Annotated in this window: 18 protein-coding genes and 1 pseudogene; 5 read left to right on the top strand and 14 right to left on the bottom strand. The window is 71.5% G+C overall.

The annotated features are described in order from the left end of the window. The first annotated feature begins 28 nt into the window (after positions 1 to 28). Entirely contained in the window at positions 29 to 1384 is a 1356-nt protein-coding gene (locus tag K3769_RS09910; RefSeq protein WP_372514901.1) for a GH1 family beta-glucosidase, read from the top strand. Next, a complete protein-coding gene (locus tag K3769_RS09905; RefSeq protein ID WP_267026056.1) occupies positions 1381 to 2646 on the top strand; it encodes an MFS transporter in 1266 nt (421 codons plus the stop codon). Before K3769_RS09910 ends, K3769_RS09905 begins: the two co-directional genes overlap by 4 nt. Positions 2647 to 2873: 227 nt before the next feature. On the opposite strand, the gene era is transcribed toward K3769_RS09905, so the two are convergent. Beyond that, positions 2874 to 3854 (bottom strand): GTPase Era, encoded by a 981-nt coding sequence (gene era / locus K3769_RS09900; protein WP_267026055.1) that lies wholly within the window; start codon positions 3852 to 3854, stop codon positions 2874 to 2876. A gap of 190 nt (positions 3855 to 4044) precedes the next feature. Here era and K3769_RS09895 point away from each other — a divergent pair. The 3 genes and pseudogenes from K3769_RS09895 to K3769_RS09880 all read left to right on the top strand — a co-directional run. Beyond that, a pseudogene (locus K3769_RS09895) lies at positions 4045 to 4479 on the top strand (ammonium transporter); the annotation flags it as partial. Beyond that, entirely contained in the window at positions 4476 to 4814 is a 339-nt protein-coding gene (locus K3769_RS09890) for a P-II family nitrogen regulator (protein WP_267026054.1), read from the top strand. The pseudogene K3769_RS09895 and the gene K3769_RS09890, both read left to right, overlap by 4 nt. Before the next feature lie 965 nt (positions 4815 to 5779). Continuing rightward, on the top strand, positions 5780 to 5938 hold the full coding sequence (locus K3769_RS09880; protein ID WP_267031758.1) for a hypothetical protein: 159 nt from the start codon (positions 5780 to 5782) through the stop codon (positions 5936 to 5938). Here K3769_RS09880 and K3769_RS09875 read toward each other — a convergent pair. The 13 genes from K3769_RS09875 to K3769_RS09815 form a co-directional block, all read right to left on the bottom strand. After that, on the bottom strand, positions 5931 to 7256 hold the full coding sequence (locus tag K3769_RS09875; protein ID WP_267026053.1) for a WxL domain-containing protein: 1326 nt from the start codon (positions 7254 to 7256) through the stop codon (positions 5931 to 5933). The two genes, K3769_RS09880 and K3769_RS09875, sit on opposite strands and share 8 nt — an antisense overlap. Positions 7257 to 7509: 253 nt before the next feature. Next, on the bottom strand, positions 7510 to 7983 hold the full coding sequence (locus tag K3769_RS09870; RefSeq protein WP_267026052.1) for a hypothetical protein: 474 nt from the start codon (positions 7981 to 7983) through the stop codon (positions 7510 to 7512). Positions 7984 to 8301: 318 nt separating this feature from the next. After that, positions 8302 to 8655 carry a cytidine deaminase-like protein gene (locus K3769_RS09865; protein ID WP_267026051.1) on the bottom strand — a complete coding sequence of 118 codons (354 nt, stop codon included), beginning with the start codon at positions 8653 to 8655 and terminating at the stop codon, positions 8302 to 8304. A gap of 32 nt (positions 8656 to 8687) precedes the next feature. Further along, on the bottom strand, positions 8688 to 9047 hold the full coding sequence (locus tag K3769_RS09860) for an MmcQ/YjbR family DNA-binding protein (protein WP_267026050.1): 360 nt from the start codon (positions 9045 to 9047) through the stop codon (positions 8688 to 8690). Between the two features lie 4 nt (positions 9048 to 9051). Further along, positions 9052 to 10365 (bottom strand): hemolysin family protein, encoded by a 1314-nt coding sequence (locus K3769_RS09855; RefSeq protein WP_267026049.1) that lies wholly within the window; start codon positions 10363 to 10365, stop codon positions 9052 to 9054. Further along, a complete protein-coding gene (ybeY, locus tag K3769_RS09850) occupies positions 10362 to 10859 on the bottom strand; it encodes an rRNA maturation RNase YbeY (RefSeq protein ID WP_267026048.1) in 498 nt (165 codons plus the stop codon). Before ybeY ends, K3769_RS09855 begins: the two co-directional genes overlap by 4 nt. 12 nt (positions 10860 to 10871) lie before the next feature. Continuing rightward, positions 10872 to 11930: a PhoH family protein gene (locus tag K3769_RS09845; RefSeq protein WP_267026047.1), complete on the bottom strand. Its 1059-nt coding sequence runs from the start codon at positions 11928 to 11930 to the stop codon at positions 10872 to 10874. 155 nt (positions 11931 to 12085) lie between these two features. Further along, entirely contained in the window at positions 12086 to 13195 is a 1110-nt protein-coding gene (locus K3769_RS09840) for a carbohydrate kinase family protein (RefSeq protein WP_267026046.1), read from the bottom strand. 67 nt (positions 13196 to 13262) lie between these two features. Continuing rightward, positions 13263 to 14267, bottom strand: coding sequence for an adenosine deaminase (locus K3769_RS09835; protein WP_267026045.1), 1005 nt, complete (start codon positions 14265 to 14267; stop codon positions 13263 to 13265). Positions 14268 to 14287: 20 nt separating this feature from the next. Then, the gene (locus tag K3769_RS09830) at positions 14288 to 15193 is read right to left on the bottom strand and encodes a ribonuclease Z (protein WP_267026044.1); all 906 of its coding nucleotides are present in this window, start codon (positions 15191 to 15193) and stop codon (positions 14288 to 14290) included. Positions 15194 to 15225: 32 nt separating this feature from the next. After that, entirely contained in the window at positions 15226 to 15579 is a 354-nt protein-coding gene (locus K3769_RS09825; protein ID WP_267026043.1) for a histidine triad nucleotide-binding protein, read from the bottom strand. 202 nt (positions 15580 to 15781) lie between these two features. Beyond that, on the bottom strand, positions 15782 to 19048 hold the full coding sequence (locus tag K3769_RS09820; RefSeq protein WP_267026042.1) for a S41 family peptidase: 3267 nt from the start codon (positions 19046 to 19048) through the stop codon (positions 15782 to 15784). Positions 19049 to 19146: 98 nt separating this feature from the next. After that, entirely contained in the window at positions 19147 to 19677 is a 531-nt protein-coding gene (locus tag K3769_RS09815; RefSeq protein WP_267026041.1) for a hypothetical protein, read from the bottom strand. Positions 19678 to 19732 lie beyond the last annotated feature (55 nt).

Genomic DNA, 19732 nt, shown 5'->3' with positions numbered 1-19732 from the left:
CTCACCGCCGGTACGGATGATCGCGCGCATGACTGACGCGGCGACGAACCCGATACCCCGATTCCCCGCCGGCTTCCTCTGGGGGGTCTCCACCTCCGCCCACCAGATCGAGGGCGCGGCGGAGCTTCGCGCCCCCTCCGTGTGGGACGCCTTCACGGCCGAACCCGGCCAGGTGAAGGACGGTTCGACGGCCGCCGTGGCCTGCGACCACTACCACCGCTACCCCGAGGACGTGGCGCTCCTGCGCGACCTCGGGGTGGACGCGTACCGCTTCTCCGTCTCCTGGCCGCGGGTGAACTCCCCCGGCGGCCTGGACTTCTACGACCGGCTGGTCGACGAGCTGTGCGCGGCGGGCGTACGCCCCGTCCCGACCCTCTTCCACTGGGATCTGCCGCTGTCCGAGGCGGACGCCGGCGGCTGGCTGGAGCGCGACACCGCAGGACGGTTCGCCGAGTACGCCGCGCTGGTCGCCGCCCGGCTCGGCGACCGCGTCGGCAAGTGGATCACCCTCAACGAGCCCGCCGAACACACCCTGCTGGGCCACGCCCTGGGGGCGCACGCGCCCGGCAAGCAGCTCCTCTTCGACGCGCTGCCCGCCGCCCACCACCAGCTGCTGGCCCACGGCCTCGCCGTACAGGCCCTGCGGGCGGCCGGGGCCACCGACATCGGGATCGCGAACTCGCACGGCCCGACCTGGCCCGCCTCACAGGAACCCGCCGACCTGGAGGCGGCCGGCTTCTACGACCTGCTCCTCAACCGGCTGTTCGCCGACCCCGTACTCCTCGGGCAGTACCCGGACGGCATCGGCGAGCTGATGCCCGGCGACGCCGAGGACCTGGCGGCGGACCTGAAGATCATCGGGCAGCCGGTCGACTGGTACGGGATCAACTTCTACGCACCGACGAGGGTGGGCGCGCCGCAGGGCTCGGAGATCGAGTTCGGCGGACTGACCCTGCCCGCCGAACTCCCCTTCTCCGTCAGGGAGATCGAGGGCTACCCCGTCACGGACTTCGGCTGGCCCGTCGTGCCGGAGGCGCTCACCGAACTGCTGGTGGACTTCCGCGAGCGGTACGGCGACCGGCTCCCGCCCGTCGTCATCACGGAGAACGGCTGCTCGTACGAGGGTCTCGACGACCAGGAGCGGATCACCTACCTGGACGGTCATCTGCGGGCCCTGCACCGGGCGTCGGAGCAGGGCGTGGACGTCCGCGGCTACTTCGTGTGGTCGCTCCTCGACAACTTCGAGTGGGCCGAGGGGTACGCGCGCCGCTTCGGCCTGGTGCACGTCGACTTCACGACCCTGGAACGGACCCCGAAGGCGTCGTACCACTGGCTGCGGGACGTGCTGCGGACACAGCGGACCGAGCCGCGGGCCCAGGGGTGACGGCGTCCCCGCACGGGCCCGCGCCCGGCCTGGCGCTCGCCGAGCCCGTCGAACGGGTGGGCCGGGGTTGGACGACGACCCTCTCGCTCGCCAACTGGGCGATCTGGGTGGGCTGGTTCGGCCCGCTGCAGATCCTCCTCGCCTCCCAGGCGGAGGACTTCGCACCCGGTACGGGCCTGTCGAAGGAGGCGGTCCTGGCCTGGGTGACGGGCGCGGGCGCGCTGGTGTCGCTGCTCGCGAACCCGGTGTTCGGCGCGCTGTCCGACCGTACGACGTCCCGCTGGGGCCGCCGTACCCCGTGGATCGTGGCGGGCACGGCGGGCGGCGCGCTGTCGCTGCTGCTCCTCGGGGCGGCGGGCGGCCCGTGGACCATGGCGCTCGGCTGGTGCCTGGCGCAGCTGACCCTGAACGCGGCCTGGGCCGCCGTGACGGCCGCGGTACCGGACCGGGTGCCGCGGCGGCAGCGGGGCTCGGTGGGCGGCTGGCTGGGCGCGGCGCAGATCCTGGGCGTGGTCGGCGGGACGGGCCTGGCGACGGTGGCCGGGGGCGTCACGGCGGGCTACGCGGCCTGTGCGGCCTTCACGGTGCTGGGCGTCCTGCCGTACGTGCTGCGCCACCGGGACATCCGGCTGCCGCGCGCGGATCGCCCGACCTGGTCCTGGCGGGCCTTCCTGGGCTCCTTCTGGCTGAGCCCGCGGCGCTATCCGGACTTCGGCTGGGCCTGGCTGACGCGGTTCCTGGTCAATCTGAGCAACAGCCTGGGAGTCATGTACCTCCTGTACTTCCTGCGGGACCGCCTGCACCACTCCGATCCCGAGCAGGGCGTGCTGATCCTGACGTCGCTGAACGCGTCGATGCTGCTCGCCACGGTCGTCGTCGCGGGGATCTGGTCGGACCGGGTGGGGCGCCGCAAGCCGTTCGTGACCTGCTCGGGCGTCGTCATGGCGATCGCGGCCGGAGTGATCGCGGCGTGGCCGACGTGGACCGGCACGGTGGTGGCCTCGCTGCTGCTGGGCCTGGGCTTCGGGGTCTTCGCGTCGGTGGACTTCGCGCTGATGACGGATGTGCTGCCGAAGGCGCTGGACCGGGGCAAGGACCTCGGCGTGGTGAATGCGGCGAACTCGGTGCCGCAGGTGGCCGCGCCGGTGCTGGCCGCGCCGATCGTCACGTATCTGGGGGGATACCGGGTGCTGTACGCGGTGGCGGCGGTGGTGGGGCTCGCGGGGGCGGTCCTGGTGAACCGGATCAGGGGGGTGGAGTGACGGGGGATTCTCGCCCCCGCCGCCCCTACCCGTTCCCCGTCCACGACTCGGGGGCCGGCCCCCGAACCCCCGGTCCTCAAACGCCGGACGGGCTGGAGGGTGTCGCCGGACGGGCGGACATCTTCAGCCCGTCCGGCGTTTGAGGACGAGCGCGCAGCGCGAAAGGGGGGCCTGGGGGCGCAGCCCCCAGTTTCGGGAAGGGGCGGGGCTGGGGAAGGAAAAAGCCGTCAGAAACCGAGCTTGCGCAGCTGGCGAGGGTCCCGCTGCCAGTCCTTCGCGACCTTCACATGCAGGTCGAGGAAGACGGGCGTACCCAACAACGCCTCGATCTGCTTGCGCGACTTGATCCCCACTTCCTTCAGCCGCTTCCCCTTGGGACCGATGATGATCCCCTTCTGACTGGGCCGCTCGATGTAGACGAACGCGTGGATGTCGAGCAGCGGCTTGTCGGCCGGCCGGTCCTCGCGCGGCAGCATCTCCTCCACGACGACGGCGATGGAGTGCGGCAGCTCGTCCCGCACCCCCTCCAGCGCGGCCTCGCGGATCAGCTCGGCCACCATGACCTGCTCGGGCTCGTCGGTCAGGTCGCCCTCGGGGTAGAGGGCGGGGCCCTCCGGGAGAAGCGGGACCAGCAGGTTCGCCAGCAGGTCGACCTGCTGGTCGGCGACCGCCGAGACGGGCACGATCTCGGCCCACTCGAAGCCCAGCTCCTTGCCCAGCTGGTCGATGGCGATGAGCTGCTCGGCGAGCGCCCTGTGGTCGACGAGGTCGGTCTTGGTGACGATCGCGATCTTCGGCGTCTTCTTGATGGACGCCAGTTCCTTCGCGATGAACCGGTCACCGGGACCGAGCTTCTCGTTCGCGGGCAGGCAGAAGCCGATCACGTCGACCTCGGCCCACGTCGTGCGGACGACGTCGTTGAGCCGTTCGCCGAGGAGCGTGCGCGGTTTGTGCAGCCCCGGGGTGTCCACCAGGATCAACTGGGCGTCGGCCCGGTGCACGATGCCGCGTACCGTGTGCCGCGTGGTCTGCGGCTGGTTCGCGGTGATCGCCACCTTCTGGCCGACCAGAGCATTCGTGAGGGTGGACTTGCCCGCGTTGGGGCGGCCCACGAAACAGGCGAAGCCGGCACGGTGGGGTGCCCCCGAGGGGGATCCCGAGGATTCCGGCGGCTCGGGTGACTGGGTACGAACGCTCATGGCGCCCATTGTCCCTGATCGTCGGGGCCCCGCCGTACCAGGATTCCGGCCCTCACCGCCGATCGACGGCCGGACCGGCCCCCGGTGAGGTTCCGGAAACCCCCACGCAACACGAAACGTGACGGAAACACACCTGTGCGCGACCGGAAACGCGAAGCCGTGACCCTCTGACGAGCCCCCTTCAGCCGGCCCCCACCAGCTGTTCGTGGAGCAGCGGCGCGACGGCCACCCCACCACGCTGGGCTCGGCGTCCGGCGCGGTCGCGGGCCTGGTCGCCATCACCCCGTCCTGCGGCTCGGTCTCGCTGTTCGGCACCCTGCTCATCGGGGTCTTCGCCACGGACACCATGACCGGCGGGGCCGAGGGCCTGCTGTACGGCGGCGGGTTCGGGCAGCTCGGCCGGCAGCTGGTGGCGATCGTGGCCGTCGGCGCGTACGCCTTCGCCGTCACATATGGCGTCGCCAGGCTGATCGACCGGTTCGTCGGACTGCGGGCCGACGAGGAGCACGAGCAGACCGGCCTGGACCTTACGGTGCATGCCGAGACCGCTTACGATCACGGGGTCCTGGGCCATGGTGCCCCGGTCTCCTCCTCCGTCCCCTCCCTCGTGCAGAAGGCCAGGCCCCAGGCATGAAGCTCATCACCGCGATCATCAAGCCGCACCGCCTCGACGAGGTGAAGACCGCTCTGCAGGAGATCGGCGTGCACGGGCTGACCGTCACGGAGGCCAGCGGGTACGGGCGTCAGCACGGCCACACCGAGGTGTACCGGGGCGCCGAGTACCGCGTCGACCTCGTACCGAAGGTCCGTATCGAGGTCGTCGTCGCGGACGCGGACGCGGAGCCCGTCATCGAGGCGGTCGTGAAGGCCGCGCAGACGGGGAAGATCGGCGACGGGAAGGTGTGGGCGGTTCCGGTGGAGACGGTGGTGCGGGTACGGACGGGCGAACGCGGCCCGGACGCTCTCTGACCCCGCCCTCTCCCCTACCCCTACCCCTGCCTCTCCCCCTGTTGCGGTCCCTGTTCGTGTCCCTCCTTCTGACCCCGATCACCACCGCCGCTGCCGCGATGCCCGCTCCCAGCACCACCGCGAGCAGCCACGGCAGGGCGAAGAACGACGTACTCGCCGACTCGCGGGTGTCCCGCGCGCTGGCCGTCAGCGTCACGTCGCCCCAGTCGAACTGGGGCGCGCCGCGCCACTTCGCGCTGAGCCGCACCCGCTGGCCGGGCAGCAGTTCGGAGGGGATCCCGGCCAGGTCACGGGAGAGCAGGGTGCGGCCGAAGAGCCCTTGGGCCGTCAGCCGCACCTTGGGGTTCAAGGTGACGTTGCCGGTGTTGTGGAGGATGTACGAGACGGTGGCCGTGCTGTCACCCACGCCCGGGAAGAGGGGCTGGTGGTGGCTGATCCGGACCTTCTCCACGGCGACGGCCGCTACGGTCGGCCCGCCCACCCGCAGATAGATCCGGGCGCCGACGGCCCGCCGGACCCCGACCTCGACCGTGCCCTCCCCCGCGTCGATCCGCTCGTCCAGGGCGACCAGGGCTCCCGGATGATCGCCGGGTTCGGCCGTCTCGGGCACGCGCAGCGTGAACGGCACGGTGACCCTGCCGTGCGCGGGAACGGTCACCCGGTCCTTGGCGGGCCTCGCCCAGGCACCCACGCCCCGCTGTCTCTCCTGCCGGGTCCGTACGGCGAATCCGCCGTCCCGCGCGGTGTTGTAGGCGTCGGCCGCGTACAGCCGGAACGTCAGCGGGCGCCCGGTCCTGTTGGTGACGGCGACCTCGTCCTCGATGGCCGTGCCCGGGTCGGCGGAGAGAAGGAAGTACGGCCGCGCGGCGGGTTCCGACGCGACGGGGAAGACGGACCAGCTGCCGTTGTCGGCGGCCCGCGCGGGCGTCCCGCCGGTCACCGCCACGGAGAGAAGGACCAACAGGATGGAACAGATGGAACAGATGGAGCAGATGGAACAGAACGGCTTGCGCATGGGCGCGGACCCCCGGGGCGGGTGGGACGGAGAAGGGGGCCGGGCGGGTGCGCGCCCGGCCGTCTGCGGACTGTGGCTCGGGCTCGGGCTCGGGCTCGGGCTCAGGTGAGCGTGAGCGTCAGCACGCCGGAGTACGCGCCGGGCGGGGTGAACGCCGGAACGTTCAGCGAGAGCCGGGCGTCGACGGTGAACTCACCGCCGGTGAGCGTGCCGTTGGGCGTGGACGCCAGCGTCGCGCCCGCGCTGCCGACCGAGCCGGGCGAACCGGCCTGGCAGGTGCTGGGGCTGCCGGTCCTGGTGAGGCAGACAGGGGTCCAGCCCAGCTTGGCCGCGTCGATCTTCGCCCCGCCGGGGCCGGTGAAGTCGGTGACCTTGCCGGTCAGGGACCAGCCCGCGGGCCCGCCGCGGAAGTCCTTGACGGTCACCGTCTGCAGGGAGCCGCGGGAGAAGCCACCCTTGCCGTAGTCGACCGCCGCGAGTTCGACGGTGTCGCCGGCCTGGGTCATGGACAACGTCCCCGCCTTGACCGAGGAGTTGACCTTCTGGCTGTTGGCGGGCAGGGGTGTGTCGTCGATGACGACGTAGGCGGCGGGACCCGCGCCCTTGTCGTCGCTCCAGGCGCTTCCCTCGTACGCCACCACTCCGGTGGTCGCCTTGTCGCTGACGGCCAGGCTGCCGCTGAAGGAGCCCTGGGCGTTCGCGGTGGCGGTCGTCTTGTCCGCGGTCTCGGCGGCGCCGGCCCGTCCGGCGAGGGTGACGGTGGCGCCCGGAGCGAAGTGGGAGCCCGTGACGGTCACGCTGTCACCGGGCTTGCCGGAGGCCGTACCGAGGCTGATGGCACGGTTGTTGGTCTGGCCGCCGCTGGTCGCGGTGATCGTCTCGGAGACGGGGGCGGGCGGGGAGATGACCGTGCAGGGGGTGTCCAGCTCCAGGAGGTAGCTGGTGTGGATGTTGTAGTCGCCGGGCGACAGGGTGATCGCGCCGGGCGCGGTGACCGTGAAGGTGCCGGTCATCGAGAACGACGGGAAGGCCCCCTTGCCCGGGACGGGGTCGTTCTTCTTGGGGCCCGCGACCGTGAGGTCACCGCTCTGCGCGCCGCCCAGGGTCACCTTGCCGGTGGGCGTCATGATGTCGGCGGGCAGGGCGATGTCGACGGGGTTGCTCGCGGCGGGCTTGACCACCGTGTACGTGACGGTGACCGTGTCGCCCACCTTGGGCGCGGCGTTGTCGACGGTGATCTTGGCGGTGGTGGTGCCGTCGATCGCGGGGATGCCCGCGATGGGCGGCGGGACGCAGTGCGTGGCGAAGTCGACCTGCTGCGGATCCGCGTTCGCGGGGCAGGCGAACGCGCCTCCCGTGGTGAGCGCGAGTGCGGCCGTGCCGAGAAGTGCCGCCCAACGGCGGCGTCTTCGGGTTCCTGAACCCATGGGTGTCCCTCCTGTCGTTGTGGGCGCTGTGCGCCGACAGGAGGTCATTGATGTGCGGGTTGTGTGAGAAGTCAATGGAAGCCTGGAGCACTAACTGATGGACCATCAGTTTCTGTCAACTTGCCTCGATGGCAGGCGAGTTGGCGGTGAAACGACGGACGGATCGGTGCCGCCGCACACACGGCGGCACCGATCCGTACCGGGCTGCTGCCCGTGGGGGGACTGTGTGTCTGCGGCGCTTACGTTCCGGTGGTCACTCGAAGACGAACGGGCCGGGCGACTGCGGCCCGTCCGCCGTACACGTGATGGTGATCCCGAAGACCGTCATCTGCAGGGAGCCGCCGAAGGCCTCCAGGCTGTCGCCGGCGGCGACGGTACCGGGCAGCGGGCCGACCGTGACGCCGCCACCCGCGGCGATCGCGGGGTTCTCGGTGCCCGAGAAGACGGTCGTGCCGCCGCCCGCCTTCGTCAGGGTGAGCGTGGAGTCGACCGAGTCCTCGGCGAGCGCGAGCGGGGAGGTGATCTCGGAGGAGCTGACGGTGAGGGTGGCGGCGGTGCCGTCCTGGGTGGCCGTGAGGGTGGCCTCACCACCGCCGTAGACACCGCAGTCGGCGACGATCGTGGCGCTCTGGGGGACGACGGCCGCGGCGCCCGGGGCGAGCGCGAGACTGGCGGCGAGGGTGCCGGCGGCTAACGCCGCACCTATTCCGAGTCGCTTGCAGATCATTGGATTTCCTTCCCTGGTACGGGAATTGCCGTGTGGGGACGGCCGACGGGCACTTCGCCGACGACTGGTGACGGCTGGAATCTGACGGCCCGTCGGAAGAGCAGGCGTCCATTGAGGCGCGAGCGCCTCACGATTACAAGAGAACCGGCGGTGATTCTTCCGTTCCCCGCGCCCCTAGGTACCCAGGGGCGCGCCCTTCAGGGGCGCGAGGAACGGCGCAGTCTTCTAGGGGCGCGGGGAACGGCGCAATCTTTTAGCTCTTCAGGGGCGCGGGGAACGGCGCACTCAGCCCCCACCCGGGGCCCGCAGGCGGAACTCTCAGCCCGCGGTCACCACGGACCGCACCGCCCCGTCCACCCCCGCGACGAACACCCGCGTGGCGGAGCCACCAAGATCCCGTACCGCCGCCAGGTCCTCGTCCGGCAAGGACAACGCCTCACCCACCACCGCCGCCGCCTCCAGCGCCCCCGCCCCGGAGGCCACCGCCATCGCCACCGCGGTCCGCAGCGCGCTCAGCCCCAGCGAGGGCAGGGCGACGGTGCCCGCCACATACGTACGGCCGTTGTCGTCCCGTACGGCCGCCCCCTCGGGCACCCCGTTGCGGGCGCGGGCCGCACGGGCCAGGGTGACGATCTTGCGGTCCTCGGGATCGAGCGCGGTGCTGTCGGTCATACCCAGAGGATACGTACGACGGTGCGGACGGCTCAGGACCGGTCCAGCCGCAGCCGCTCCGCCCGCGGCAGCCCCGCCACCACCAGGTCGTACGAGTCCTCGACCAGCTCCCGGACCAGCCGGTCCGGCAGCGAACCGTCCACGGTGACCGTGTTCCAGTGGCGCTTGTTCATGTGCCAGCCCGGAATGATCAGCCCCTCGTACTCACCGCGCAGCCGCACCGCGTCCTCGGGGTCGCACTTGAGGTTGACCGTCAGCGGACTGCCTTCCAGGGAGCTGAGCGCGAACATCTTCCCCAGCACCTTGAAGACCGAGGTCTCCGGGTTGAAGGGGAACTCCTCCACGGCGGCGTTGAAGGACAGGCACAGCGTGCGCAGCTCCTGCGGGGTCACTCCGTCACTCCGCTTTCTCCTCCGGGGCATCGGGATCGGCGTCGGCCGGGACGACGGGCTCGACCAGCACCGTGACGATCTTGTTCCGGCGTCCCGCCGAGGCCTCCGCCGTCAGCAGCAGCTCGCGGCCGTCGGGCAGCGCGACGACCGAGGACGCGCCGGCGATGGGCACGCGGCCGAGCGCCTTCGCGAGGAGCCCGCCGACCGTCTCCACGTCCTCGTCGTCGTAGGCCTCGAAGCCGTACAGCTCGCCGAGGTCGCCGATGTCGAGCCGGGCGGTGACCCGGTAGCGGTCGTCGCCGAGTTCCTGCACGGGCGGCAGCTCACGGTCGTACTCGTCGGTGATCTCGCCGACGATCTCCTCAAGGATGTCCTCGATGGTGACGATGCCGGCCGTGCCGCCGTACTCGTCGATCACGACGGCGACGTGATTGCGGTCCTGCTGCATCTCGCGCAGCAGGTCACCGGCGTTCTTCGTGTCCGGGACGAACGCCGCGGGCCGCATGGCCGTGGACACCAGCTCGCTCTCCGCGTCCCGGCTGATGTGCGTCTTGCGTGCCAGGTCCTTCAGGTACACGATCCCGACGATGTCGTCCTCGCTCTCCCCGGTGACGGGGACGCGCGAGAAGCCCGAGCGCAGGGCGAGGGTCAGCGCCTGCCGGATGGTCTTGTACCGCTCGATGACCACCAGGTCGGTGCGCGGGACCATGACCTCCCGGACCAGCGTGTCGCCCAGCTCGAAGACGGAGTGCACCATGCGGCGCTCCTCGTCCTCGATGAGCGACTCCTTCTCCGCCAGGTCGACCATCGCGCGCAACTCGGCCTCGGAGGCGAAGGGCCCGCGCCGGAAGCCCTTGCCGGGCGTGAGCGCGTTGCCGATGAGGATCAGCAGCGCCGGCACGGGGCCCATGATCCTGGCGAGCGGCAGCAGCACGTACGCGGCGGCCGTCGCCGTGTTCAGCGGGTGCTGGCGGCCGATGGTGCGCGGCGAGACACCGACGGCGACGTACGAGACGAGGACCATCACCCCGATGGCGACGGCCAGCGCCTGCCAGGTCTCGGCGAACTCCTTCAGGCAGGCGTACGTGACGAGGGCGGCGGCTGCCATCTCGCACGCGACGCGCACCAGCAGTGCCACGTTCAGATAGCGGGTCGGGTCGGCGGCGACCTGGGCGAGCTTGGCGCTGCCGCGGCGGCCGGACCGTACCGATTCCTCGGCGCTGAAGCTGGAGACGCGGGCGAGGCCGGCCTCCGCGCAGGCGGCGAGCCAGGCGACGACGACCAGGGCGATGGCGCCCAGGACCAGTTGCGGGCTCATGAGACGGTCGGGGCCGGGGAGGGACCTTCGAGGCCCTTCTCCGCACGCCAGCCGTCCACGATGGCGGCCTGCAGACCGAACATCTCGGCCTTCTCGTCGGGCTCCTCGTGGTCGTACCCGAGCAGGTGCAGCACTCCGTGGACGGTGAGGAGCTGGAGCTCCTCGTCCATGGAGTGCTGCGTCTCGGCGTCCTTGCCCTGCTGCTCGGCGACCTCGGGGCAGAGCACGATGTCACCGAGCAGGCCCTGCGGCGGCTCCTCGTCGTCCTTCGAGGGCGGCCGGAGCTCGTCCATCGGGAACGACATGACATCCGTGGGACCCGGCAGGTCCATCCACTGGATGTGCAGCTGCTCCATGGCGTCGGTGTCCACGACGATCACCGAGAGCTCGGAGAGCGGGTGGATGCGCATCCGCGCGAGGGCGTAGCGGGCGATGTCGAGGATCGCCTGCTCGTCGACCTCGGTCCCGGACTCGTTGTTGACGTCGATCGACATGGTCGCGCTGGTCTACTTCCGTTTGGTACGGGCGCCCTTGTGGGTGCCGTTCTCCGTGCCGTTCTGGCTGTCGTACTTCTCGTACGCGTCGACGATACGGCCGACCAGCTTGTGCCGGACGACGTCCTGGGTCGTGAGCCGCGAGAAGTGGACGTCGTCCAGGCCCTCCAGGATGTCCTGGACCTGGCGCAGCCCGGACTTGGTCCCGCTCGGCAGGTCGACCTGCGTCACATCCCCGGTGACCACGATCTTCGAATCGAAACCGAGCCGGGTGAGGAACATCTTCATCTGCTCGGCACTGGTGTTCTGCGCCTCGTCCAGAATGATGAAAGCGTCATTGAGCGTGCGACCCCTCATGTACGCCAGGGGCGCGACCTCGATCGTGCCCGCTGCCATCAGGCGGGGGATCGAGTCCGGGTCGAGCATGTCGTGCAGCGCGTCGTAGAGCGGGCGCAGGTACGGGTCGATCTTGTCGTAGAGCGTGCCGGGCAGGAAGCCGAGCCGCTCCCCCGCCTCCACCGCCGGGCGGGTCAGGATGATGCGGCTGACCTGCTTGGCCTGGAGTGCCTGGACCGCCTTGGCCATGGCCAGATAGGTCTTGCCGGTGCCCGCCGGGCCGATGCCGAAGACGATGGTGTGCTTGTCTATGGCGTCGACGTACCGCTTCTGGTTGAGCGTCTTGGGGCGGATGGTGCGGCCGCGCGAGGACAGGATGTTCTGGGTGAGGACCTCGGCCGGGGTCTCCGGGCCGTCGCCCTCACCGTTCTCAGTCGCCCGCAGCATGGCGATCGAGCGTTCCACCGCGTCCTCCGTCATCGGCTGTCCGGTGCGGAGCACCAGCATCATCTCGTCGAACAGTCGCTGGACGAGGGCCACTTCACGGGCGTCGCCGACGGCGCTGATCTCATTGCCCCGGACGTGGATGTCGGCCGCCGGGAAGGCCTTCTCGATCACGCGCAGGAGGACGTCCCCTGATCCCAGCACGGTCACCATGGGGTGCGCCGCGGGGACGGTGAACTGGGCTCGTGACTGCCCCTGCGCGGGGGTGTGAGCTGTGGGTGTCTGCGTCATGGGCCGGCTCTGAAGGCCTGCTCATCCTCCTCGGTGAGGCACGCTTGCCGGTACGGCAGCCTTGTGTCTCCAAGAGTACGTCGGGGCACCGACAACACCGTAGGACTTTTCCGCCGCAGGTGTGGCACGGGAGGCGGTCCCGCCCCCGTGGGGCCTCACGCGGAGCTGCGGAAGCCGATCGTCGGTACGGCCCGTCTCAGGGGCCAGGGGCGGGCGCTCCCCGGAAGCAGCGGTTCCAGGAAGGCGTACCGGCCGAGCGCCGCGGGGTCCTGGTGGTCGTAGGACTGCACGCGGCGCCACCAGGCGGCGATCTCCGACCAGCCGGGCGCGGACAGCGATCCGCCGAACTCCTGGACCGAGAGGGCCGCGGTGAGGCCCGCGAAGGCGAGGCGGTCGGCGAGCGGCCAGCCGGCCAGCGTGCCCGTCACGAACCCCGCGACGAAGACGTCCCCGGCGCCGGTCGGATCCATCGCCTCGACCTCGATGGCCGGCACCTCCGCGGTCTCACCGGTCCTGCGGTCCACGGCGTACGCGCCCTCGGCACCGAGCGTGACGACGGCCAGCGGTACGTGCTCGGTGAGCGCGTGCGCGGCGGCGCGGGGACATGAGGCGCCCGTGTACCGCATGGCCTCCTCGGCGTTCGGCAGGAACGCCTCGCAGTGCCGCAGGTCGGGGAGCCCGGCGAGGTCCCAGCGGCCCGTGTCGTCCCAGCCCACGTCGGCGAAGATGCGGGTGCCCCGCTCCGCCGCCCCGGCGATCCAGTGCGCGCTGGTACCCGGTGTCAGCGAGGCGACGGCCGCCCGCGCGCGGGGCGAGCAGTCGGGGGCGGGTTCCTCCGGGGGCGGCTCGTGGCCGTGGCTGACCATGGTCCGCTCGCCCTCGTACGCCATCGAGACGGTCACCGGGGAGTGCCAGCCGGGCGCGGTGCGGGACGTGGAGAGGTCGATGTGCTCGCCCTGCTCCAGGGCGTCCCAGCAGTACTCCCCGTAGTGGTCGTCCCCGAAGGCCGCCGCGAGGGAGGTCTTCAGGCCGAGCCTGGCCAGCGCGGTCGCCATGTTCGCCACGCCGCCGGGGCTCGATCCCATGCCGCGGGCCCAGGACTCGGTCCCGCGGACGGGGGCGGTGTCGAGTCCGGTGAAGATGATGTCGAGGAAGACGGTGCCGGTGAGATAGACGTCCCAGGGCGGGTCGTCGGAGCGGCGCAGTTCGGCCAGTGGGTCGAACTGGGCCTGTCGGTACGGTCCCTTCCCGTTGGTCGCGGTCACGGTGCGCTCCCTGGAGTGGTGCGGATCCAGGCCAGTGTGCACCAAACGCTCTTCAGGGCGGGGAGGGTCACGCCCCGAACTCGTACGCCTCCACCTCGGCGATGTACCGGGCCCGCCGCTCCTCGTCGTGTTCCAGGAAGGAGGCGACGAACGAGTTGCGGGCCAATTCGCGCAGCCGCTCCGGGGAGAGCCCGAGGGCCGTACGCACGGCGTAGAAGGTGTCCCCGGCGTAGCCGCCGAAGTAGGCGGGGTCGTCGGAGTTGACGGTGCACAGCAGTCCCGCGTCGAGCATCGCGGGCAGCGGGTGCTCCGCCAGGACGTCGACGGCCCTCAGCCGTACGTTGGACAGCGGGCACAGCGTCAGCGGCACCCGGTCCCGTACCAGCCGGGCCACCAGCTCCGGGTCCTCCATGCAGCGCAGTCCGTGGTCGATCCGCTCGGCGCCGAGCACGTCGAGCGCCTCGGTGATGTACGCGGGTGGCCCCTCCTCGCCCGCGTGCGCGACCCGTCGCAGTCCCAGCGCGGCGGCGGCCTCGTACACCTCGCGGAACTTGGCGGGCGGGTGTCCGACCTCGGCGGAGTCGAGTCCGACGCCGACGATGGGGCCGTGCGGCGCCAGGTAGGGCTTCGCGGTCTCCAGGGTCTTCAGCGCCGAGCCGGCGGACTCGTCCCGCAGGAAGCACATGATCAGCTGGGTGGAGACCCCGTGCACGGCCTCGGCGCGGTCGAGCGCCCGCCCGAGCCCTTCGACCACCGTCTCGATCCCGACACCGCGCGCGAGGTGCGCCTGCGGGTCGAAGAAGATCTCCGCGTGCCGCACCCCCTGGGCGGCGGCGCGCGCGAGATACGCGTCGGCGAGGTCCGCGAAGTCGTTCTCGGTCCGCAGCACCGCCATGAGCCCGTAGTACAGGTTCAGGAACGACTGCAGATCGGTGAAGTCGTACGCCGTGCGCAGCTTCTCCGTGTCCGCGTACGGCAGCGTGATCCCGTTGCGGTCGGCCAGGGCGAAGGCCAGCTCGGGCTCCAGCGTGCCTTCGATGTGCAGGTGCAGTTCAGCTTTGGGGAGGGGCATCGAAGAATGGTACGGGTGTTTCACCGACGCTTCGGAACCGGCACCCTCAGCAGATCGTGTGCCACGGTCAGCTCCCCCTCGAACCCGGCGGCCCGCGCCTGCCGCTCGAACTCGGCCGGATCGGAGTACCGCTGGCTGAAGTGCGTGAGCACCAGATGCCGTACGCCGGCGTCGCGCGCCACGGTCGCCGCCTGCCCGGCGGTGAGGTGCCCGTGGTCGACGGCGAGCCGCACGTCCTCGTCCAGGAACGTCGACTCGATGACGAGCAGATCGCAGCCCTCGGCGAGCGCGTACACCCCGTCGCACAGCCGGGTGTCCATGACGAACGCGAACCGCTGCCCGCGCCGCACCTCGCTCACGTCGTCCAGCGTGACGTCCCCGAGCACGCCCTCCCGCTGGATCCGCCCCACGTCCGGCCCCTTGATCCCGTGCGCGGCGAGCCGGTCGCCCAGCATCCGCCGCCCGTCGGGCTCGACGAGCCGGTACCCGTACGACTCGACGGGATGGGACAGCCCGCGCGCCTCCAGCGTGTACGCCTTCGCGGTGGCGAGGACCCCGTCGGCGTCCACCGGGGCCTCGGTGAGCGCGACCGTCTCGCGGTAGGCGGTCGCGTACCGCAGCCGGTCGAAGAACTTCTGCCCGGAGCGCGGATAGTGCGCGCTGATCTCGTGCGGCACCCGGTCGAGGTTGATCCGCTGGATCACCCCGGCCAGGCCCAGCGAGTGGTCCCCGTGGAAGTGCGTGACGCAGATCCGGTGCAGGTCGTGCGCGGCGACCCCGGCACGCAGCATCTGCCGCTGCGTGCCCTCGCCGGGATCGAAGAGGATGCCCTCGCCGTCCCAGCGCAGCAGATAGCCGTTGTGGTTGCGGTGCCGGGTGGGGACCTGGCTGGCGGTCCCGAGGACCACCAATTCACGTACGGACACGTCGGGTTGTCCGGTCTCTTCCTGTGCGGTCGTTATCCGGGGGGCCACTGCAGGCCGCGACCGCCCAGCACATGGGCGTGCGCGTGGAAGACGGTCTGGCCGGCGCCGCTGCCGGTGTTGAAGACGAGGCGGTAGCTGTCGAGCTTCTCCTCGGCGGCGACCTCACCGGCCTCGCGCACGACGTCGGCGAGGATCGCCGGTTCGGCGGCGGCGAGGGAGGCGGCGTCCGGGTGGTGGACCTTCGGAATCACCAGGATGTGGGTGGGTGCCTGCGGGTTTATGTCCCGGAAGGCCAGAGTCGTGTCGGTCTCACGAACGACGGTCGCCGGGATCTTCCCCCCGACGATCTTGCAGAACAGACAGTCGTCCTGCGGTTCCCCTGCCATTACGCGCCTCCTCATCCCAAGTGATCGATGCTCAGGCATGGTACCGAGCACCGATTCCTCAGGGGCGCGGACTTCTTGGGGACGCGGACATCCTGGGGGCGCGGGGAACGGCGCAGTCTTTCGCCTTTCGCTTCTGGGGGCGCGGGGAACGGCGCAACCCTTGAGGCCGGCCCAACGCCCCCGCACCCGCCGAGCGCACCCCTCACGCCCCCGGCAACTCCGGCGCCGCCTTCGCCGGCCTCTCCTCCAGCCCCTCCAGCGCGATGCGAATCGCCTCGTCGAGCTGTACGTCACGCCCCGCGGCGTGATCCTGCGGCGTCTGGATCACCTCGACGTCCGGATCGACCCCGTGGTTCTCCACCCCCCACTCGTACCCCTCAAGCCAGAACGCGTACTTGGGCTGGGTGACCAGCGTCCCGTCGACCAGCCGGTACCGGCTGTCGATCCCGACGACCCCGCCCCACGTACGCGTGCCCACGACCGGCCCGATCCCCAGCGCCTTGATCGCCGCGTTCACGATGTCCCCGTCCGAACCGGAGAACTCGTTGGCGACGGCCACGACGGGCCCGCGGGGCGCGTCCTCCGGATAGCTCGTCGGCCGCATCCCCCGCGCGAGGTCCCAGCCCACGATGCGCCGGGCGAGCTTCTCGATGACGAGCTGCGAGGTGTGCCCGCCGCGGTTCTCGCGGATGTCCACGACCAGACCCTCCCGCGCCACCTCGATCCGCAGGTCGCGGTGGATCTGCGCCCAGCCGGGCGCCTGCATGTCGGGCACGTGCAGATACCCGAGCCGGCCGCCGGACTTCTCGTGCACGTAGGCGCGCCGGTCGGCGACCCACGCGTGGTAGCGCAGCGGCTCCTCGTCGGACATCGGCACGACCACCGCGTGCCGCGGATCGCCGCCGCCCGCCGGGGAGACGGTCAGCTCGACGGGCTTGCCGGCCGTGCCGACGAGCAGCGGCCAGGGCCCCGCGACCGGGTCGACGGGCTGCCCGGAGACGGCCACGATCGCGTCGCCCGCGCGCACCGCGACGCCGGGCGCCGCGAGCGGCGACTGCGCGTCGGGGTCGGAGGTCTCGGAGGGCAGGATGCGGTCGATACGCCACAGCGGCGCCCCTTGCGGGCCGTCCTCGTGGCGGGAGATGTCGGCGCCGAGCAGCCCCTGCCGCTCCCCGTGCCCGAACCCGCCGCGCGGCATGACGTACGCGTGCGAGGTGCCGAGCTCGCCCTGCACCTCCCAGAGGAGGTCGACCAGGTCGTCGTGGGTGGCGACCCGGTCGAGGACGGGCCGGTAGCGGTCCAGTACGCCGTCCCAGTCGGTGCCGCCCAGGTCGGGGCGCCAGAAGTTGTCGCGCATGAGGCGGCCGGTCTCGTCGTACATCTGGCGCCACTCGGCGGCCGGGTCGACGTATCGGCGGATGCGTGACAGGTCGACGGTGATGTTGGTGTCGCTCTCGTCGTCGTTCGAGGCGCGCCGGTCGCTCGGTACGACCTTCAGCTTGCCGTCGGTCCACAGCAGGATCCGCTTGCCGTCGCCGGTGACCATGAAGCCGTCGGCGTCCGAGGCGAGGTGCTCGATGCGCTGCTGGACGAGGTCGTAGCGCTCCAGGTCGGTCTTGGGGTCCGGGTCGTCGGGGGTGGCGCGGGAGGCGCCCAGCACACCGCGCACGGGGTGCCGCAGCCACAGCAGTCCGTCCTTGGCGGCCCGCAGTCCGGTGTAGCGGGCGGCCTCGACGGGGAACGGCACGATGCGGTCCCCGAGCCCGTCGAGGTCGATGCGGGTGGCCGGGGAGCCCTCGCTGTCGGGTGTCTCGTCCTTGTCGGGCGCCTCGAAGGGCCGCCCGTGCCGCTGCGGCCCGAAGGGCGAGGGGGTGGTCGCGGCGAGGGTGATGAGATGCGGCCGGGAGCCCCCGACGAAGGCGAGGTCGAAGACGTGCTCGTCGTAGACGGGGTCGAAGGAGCGCGCGGACAGGAAGGCCAGGTGCTTCCCGTCGAGGGTGAACGCGGGCGCGTAGTCGCGGAAGCGCAGCGGGGTCGCCTCGGTCACCGACAGGTCGGCGGTGTTGGCGAGCTTGAGCTGGCGCAGCGGGCGCGGACCGGGATGCGACCAGGCCAGCCAGGCCGAGTCGGGTGAGAAGACGAGCCCCAGGACCTCGCCGTCCTCGCTTCGGTCCACCTCGCGGACCTCGCCGGTCTCGCGTTCGACGAGCAGGACGCGTCCGTCGTGCGAGGCGACCGCGGCCCGGCTGCCGTCGGGTGCCATGGCGAGCCCGAGGACGCGGCCGAGCTGTCCGGCGGCGAGCCTGCGCGGGGTGGCGCCGGGTGCCACGCCGGTCGCCGGGGCGAACTCCAGCGCGTCGTCGCCCTCCGCGTCGGTCACCCACACCACGTGTTCCTCGCCGTCGGCGCGGAAGGTGCGGGGCAGCCTGGCCCGTACGCCCTGTTCGGCGGCGAGCGCGCGGGCGGGGCCCGAGCGGTGGGTGACCCAGTGGACGGCTCCGCGCACGGCGACCGCGCTGCCGCGTCCGGTGTGGTCGGGGGCGGCGGCGCCGAACCAGCGGGCGGCGTTCACGGGATGCGGCTGCAGGTCGACGCGCTGTCCGCCGAGCCGGATGTCGAGCCGGCGCGGCTCGGCCCCGTCGAGGTCGTCGAGGATCCACAGCTCACCGGCGGACGCGTACACGACGCGGGTCCCGTCGGTGGCGGCGTGCCGGGCGTAGAAGCCCTCGATCCCGGTGTGCCGCACCAGGTCCGACTCGTCGGCGAGGGAGGAGTACACGGCTCCCACGCCTTCGTGGTCGGAGAGAAAGACGACCCGCTCCCCGACCCACGAGGGGTACTCGATGTTCCCGTCGAGATCGGCGTGCAGCCGTACGAACTCGCCGCGCCGCTCCTCCCCGCTCTCGCGGTCGATCCACAGCTTGCCCGCGGTGCCGCCCCGGTAGCGCTTCCACCAGGCGGCCTCGCGGCCCATGGGCGCGGACAGCAGAACGGTTCCGCCGGGGCCGTGGGCCACATCGCCGACGGGCCCGTACGGGAGGGTGGTCGCGGGGCCGCCGTCGAGCGGGACCGCGCGGGCCCAGCTGCGGCGCAGGCTCGCCTGGCCCTGCGAGCTGAGCGCGAGCACCTGCCCGTCGGGGGTCCAGCCGCGCACCTGGGTCTTCCAACTGCCCCAGTACGTCAGGCGTGTGGCGGGGCCTCCGTCGACGGGGGCGATGTGCGCCTCGGGGGCGCCGTCGCGGGTCGAGGTCCAGGCCACGGTCGTCCCGTCGGGGGAGATCCGTGGATGGTTGACGGGGACGTTGTCGGCACTGACCCGCCAGGCACGGCCGCCGTCGAGCGGCGCCACCCAGACGTCGTCCTCGGCGGTGAAGGTGATCAACTCACCGTGCAGGTGCGGATACCGGAGATACGCGGAGGTCGCGGCGGATGCGGCGGATGCGGATGCGGCGGATGCAGGCTGTGTCACCCGATCACCCTATGCAGTCGTCCCGGGCGCGACCAGAGCTTTCGATCACTTCCCCGGGCCGACCCGCTACGTCGCATCGATCACTTTCCATCCATTGATCACTTTCCCGAGATGCAGGAGCAACTCGGGTTCGGATACACGGTCACGGTCCGTGTGACGGTGACGGTCGCCCCCGGCTGGTCGGGCGGTGGTGTCGTTTTGTTGTCGACGGGCGGGGTCTCGGCCTGGCAGTTGCCGAGGACGTTCACCCGGAAGACCTGCTTGCCGCCGACCGTGGCGGTGAGATCGCCGCGTACGCAGGTGCCGTTGACCTCCTGGGTCACCTGGCCCTTGATGCTGATGTCCTGCCCGTCCTTGGTCTCGCCCGTGCAGTCGACGGACGCCACGGTGTGCACGCTCGCGGTCGGGGTGGACGCGGCCTTGTCGCCGTACGAGGAGGTGCAGGTGAGCCACTGCACGTCCACGCCCCGCTTCTCCAGCTCGCTCGTGCCCTTCTGGTCGGTGGTGATCGCGACGGCCGCGGTGTTCAGGCCGTCGCCCGGTTCACACGCGACCAGCGCGAACACGGCCGAGATCGCGGTCAGAGCGATCGCCGGGCCGCGGTGCCGTATACGCCTCAGTGCCCCCATGCACGGCAGCGTGCCACTGCTCGCCCGCCCGCGGTAGCCCCCTTGCGGCCACACT

It is taken from the genome of Streptomyces ortus (genome assembly GCF_026341275.1).
In the GTDB taxonomy this organism is placed as follows: Bacteria; Actinomycetota; Actinomycetes; order Streptomycetales; family Streptomycetaceae; genus Streptomyces; species Streptomyces ortus.
The sequence above is the reverse complement of the archived record's forward strand: the minus strand, read 5'-3'. Positions and strand labels throughout refer to the sequence as shown.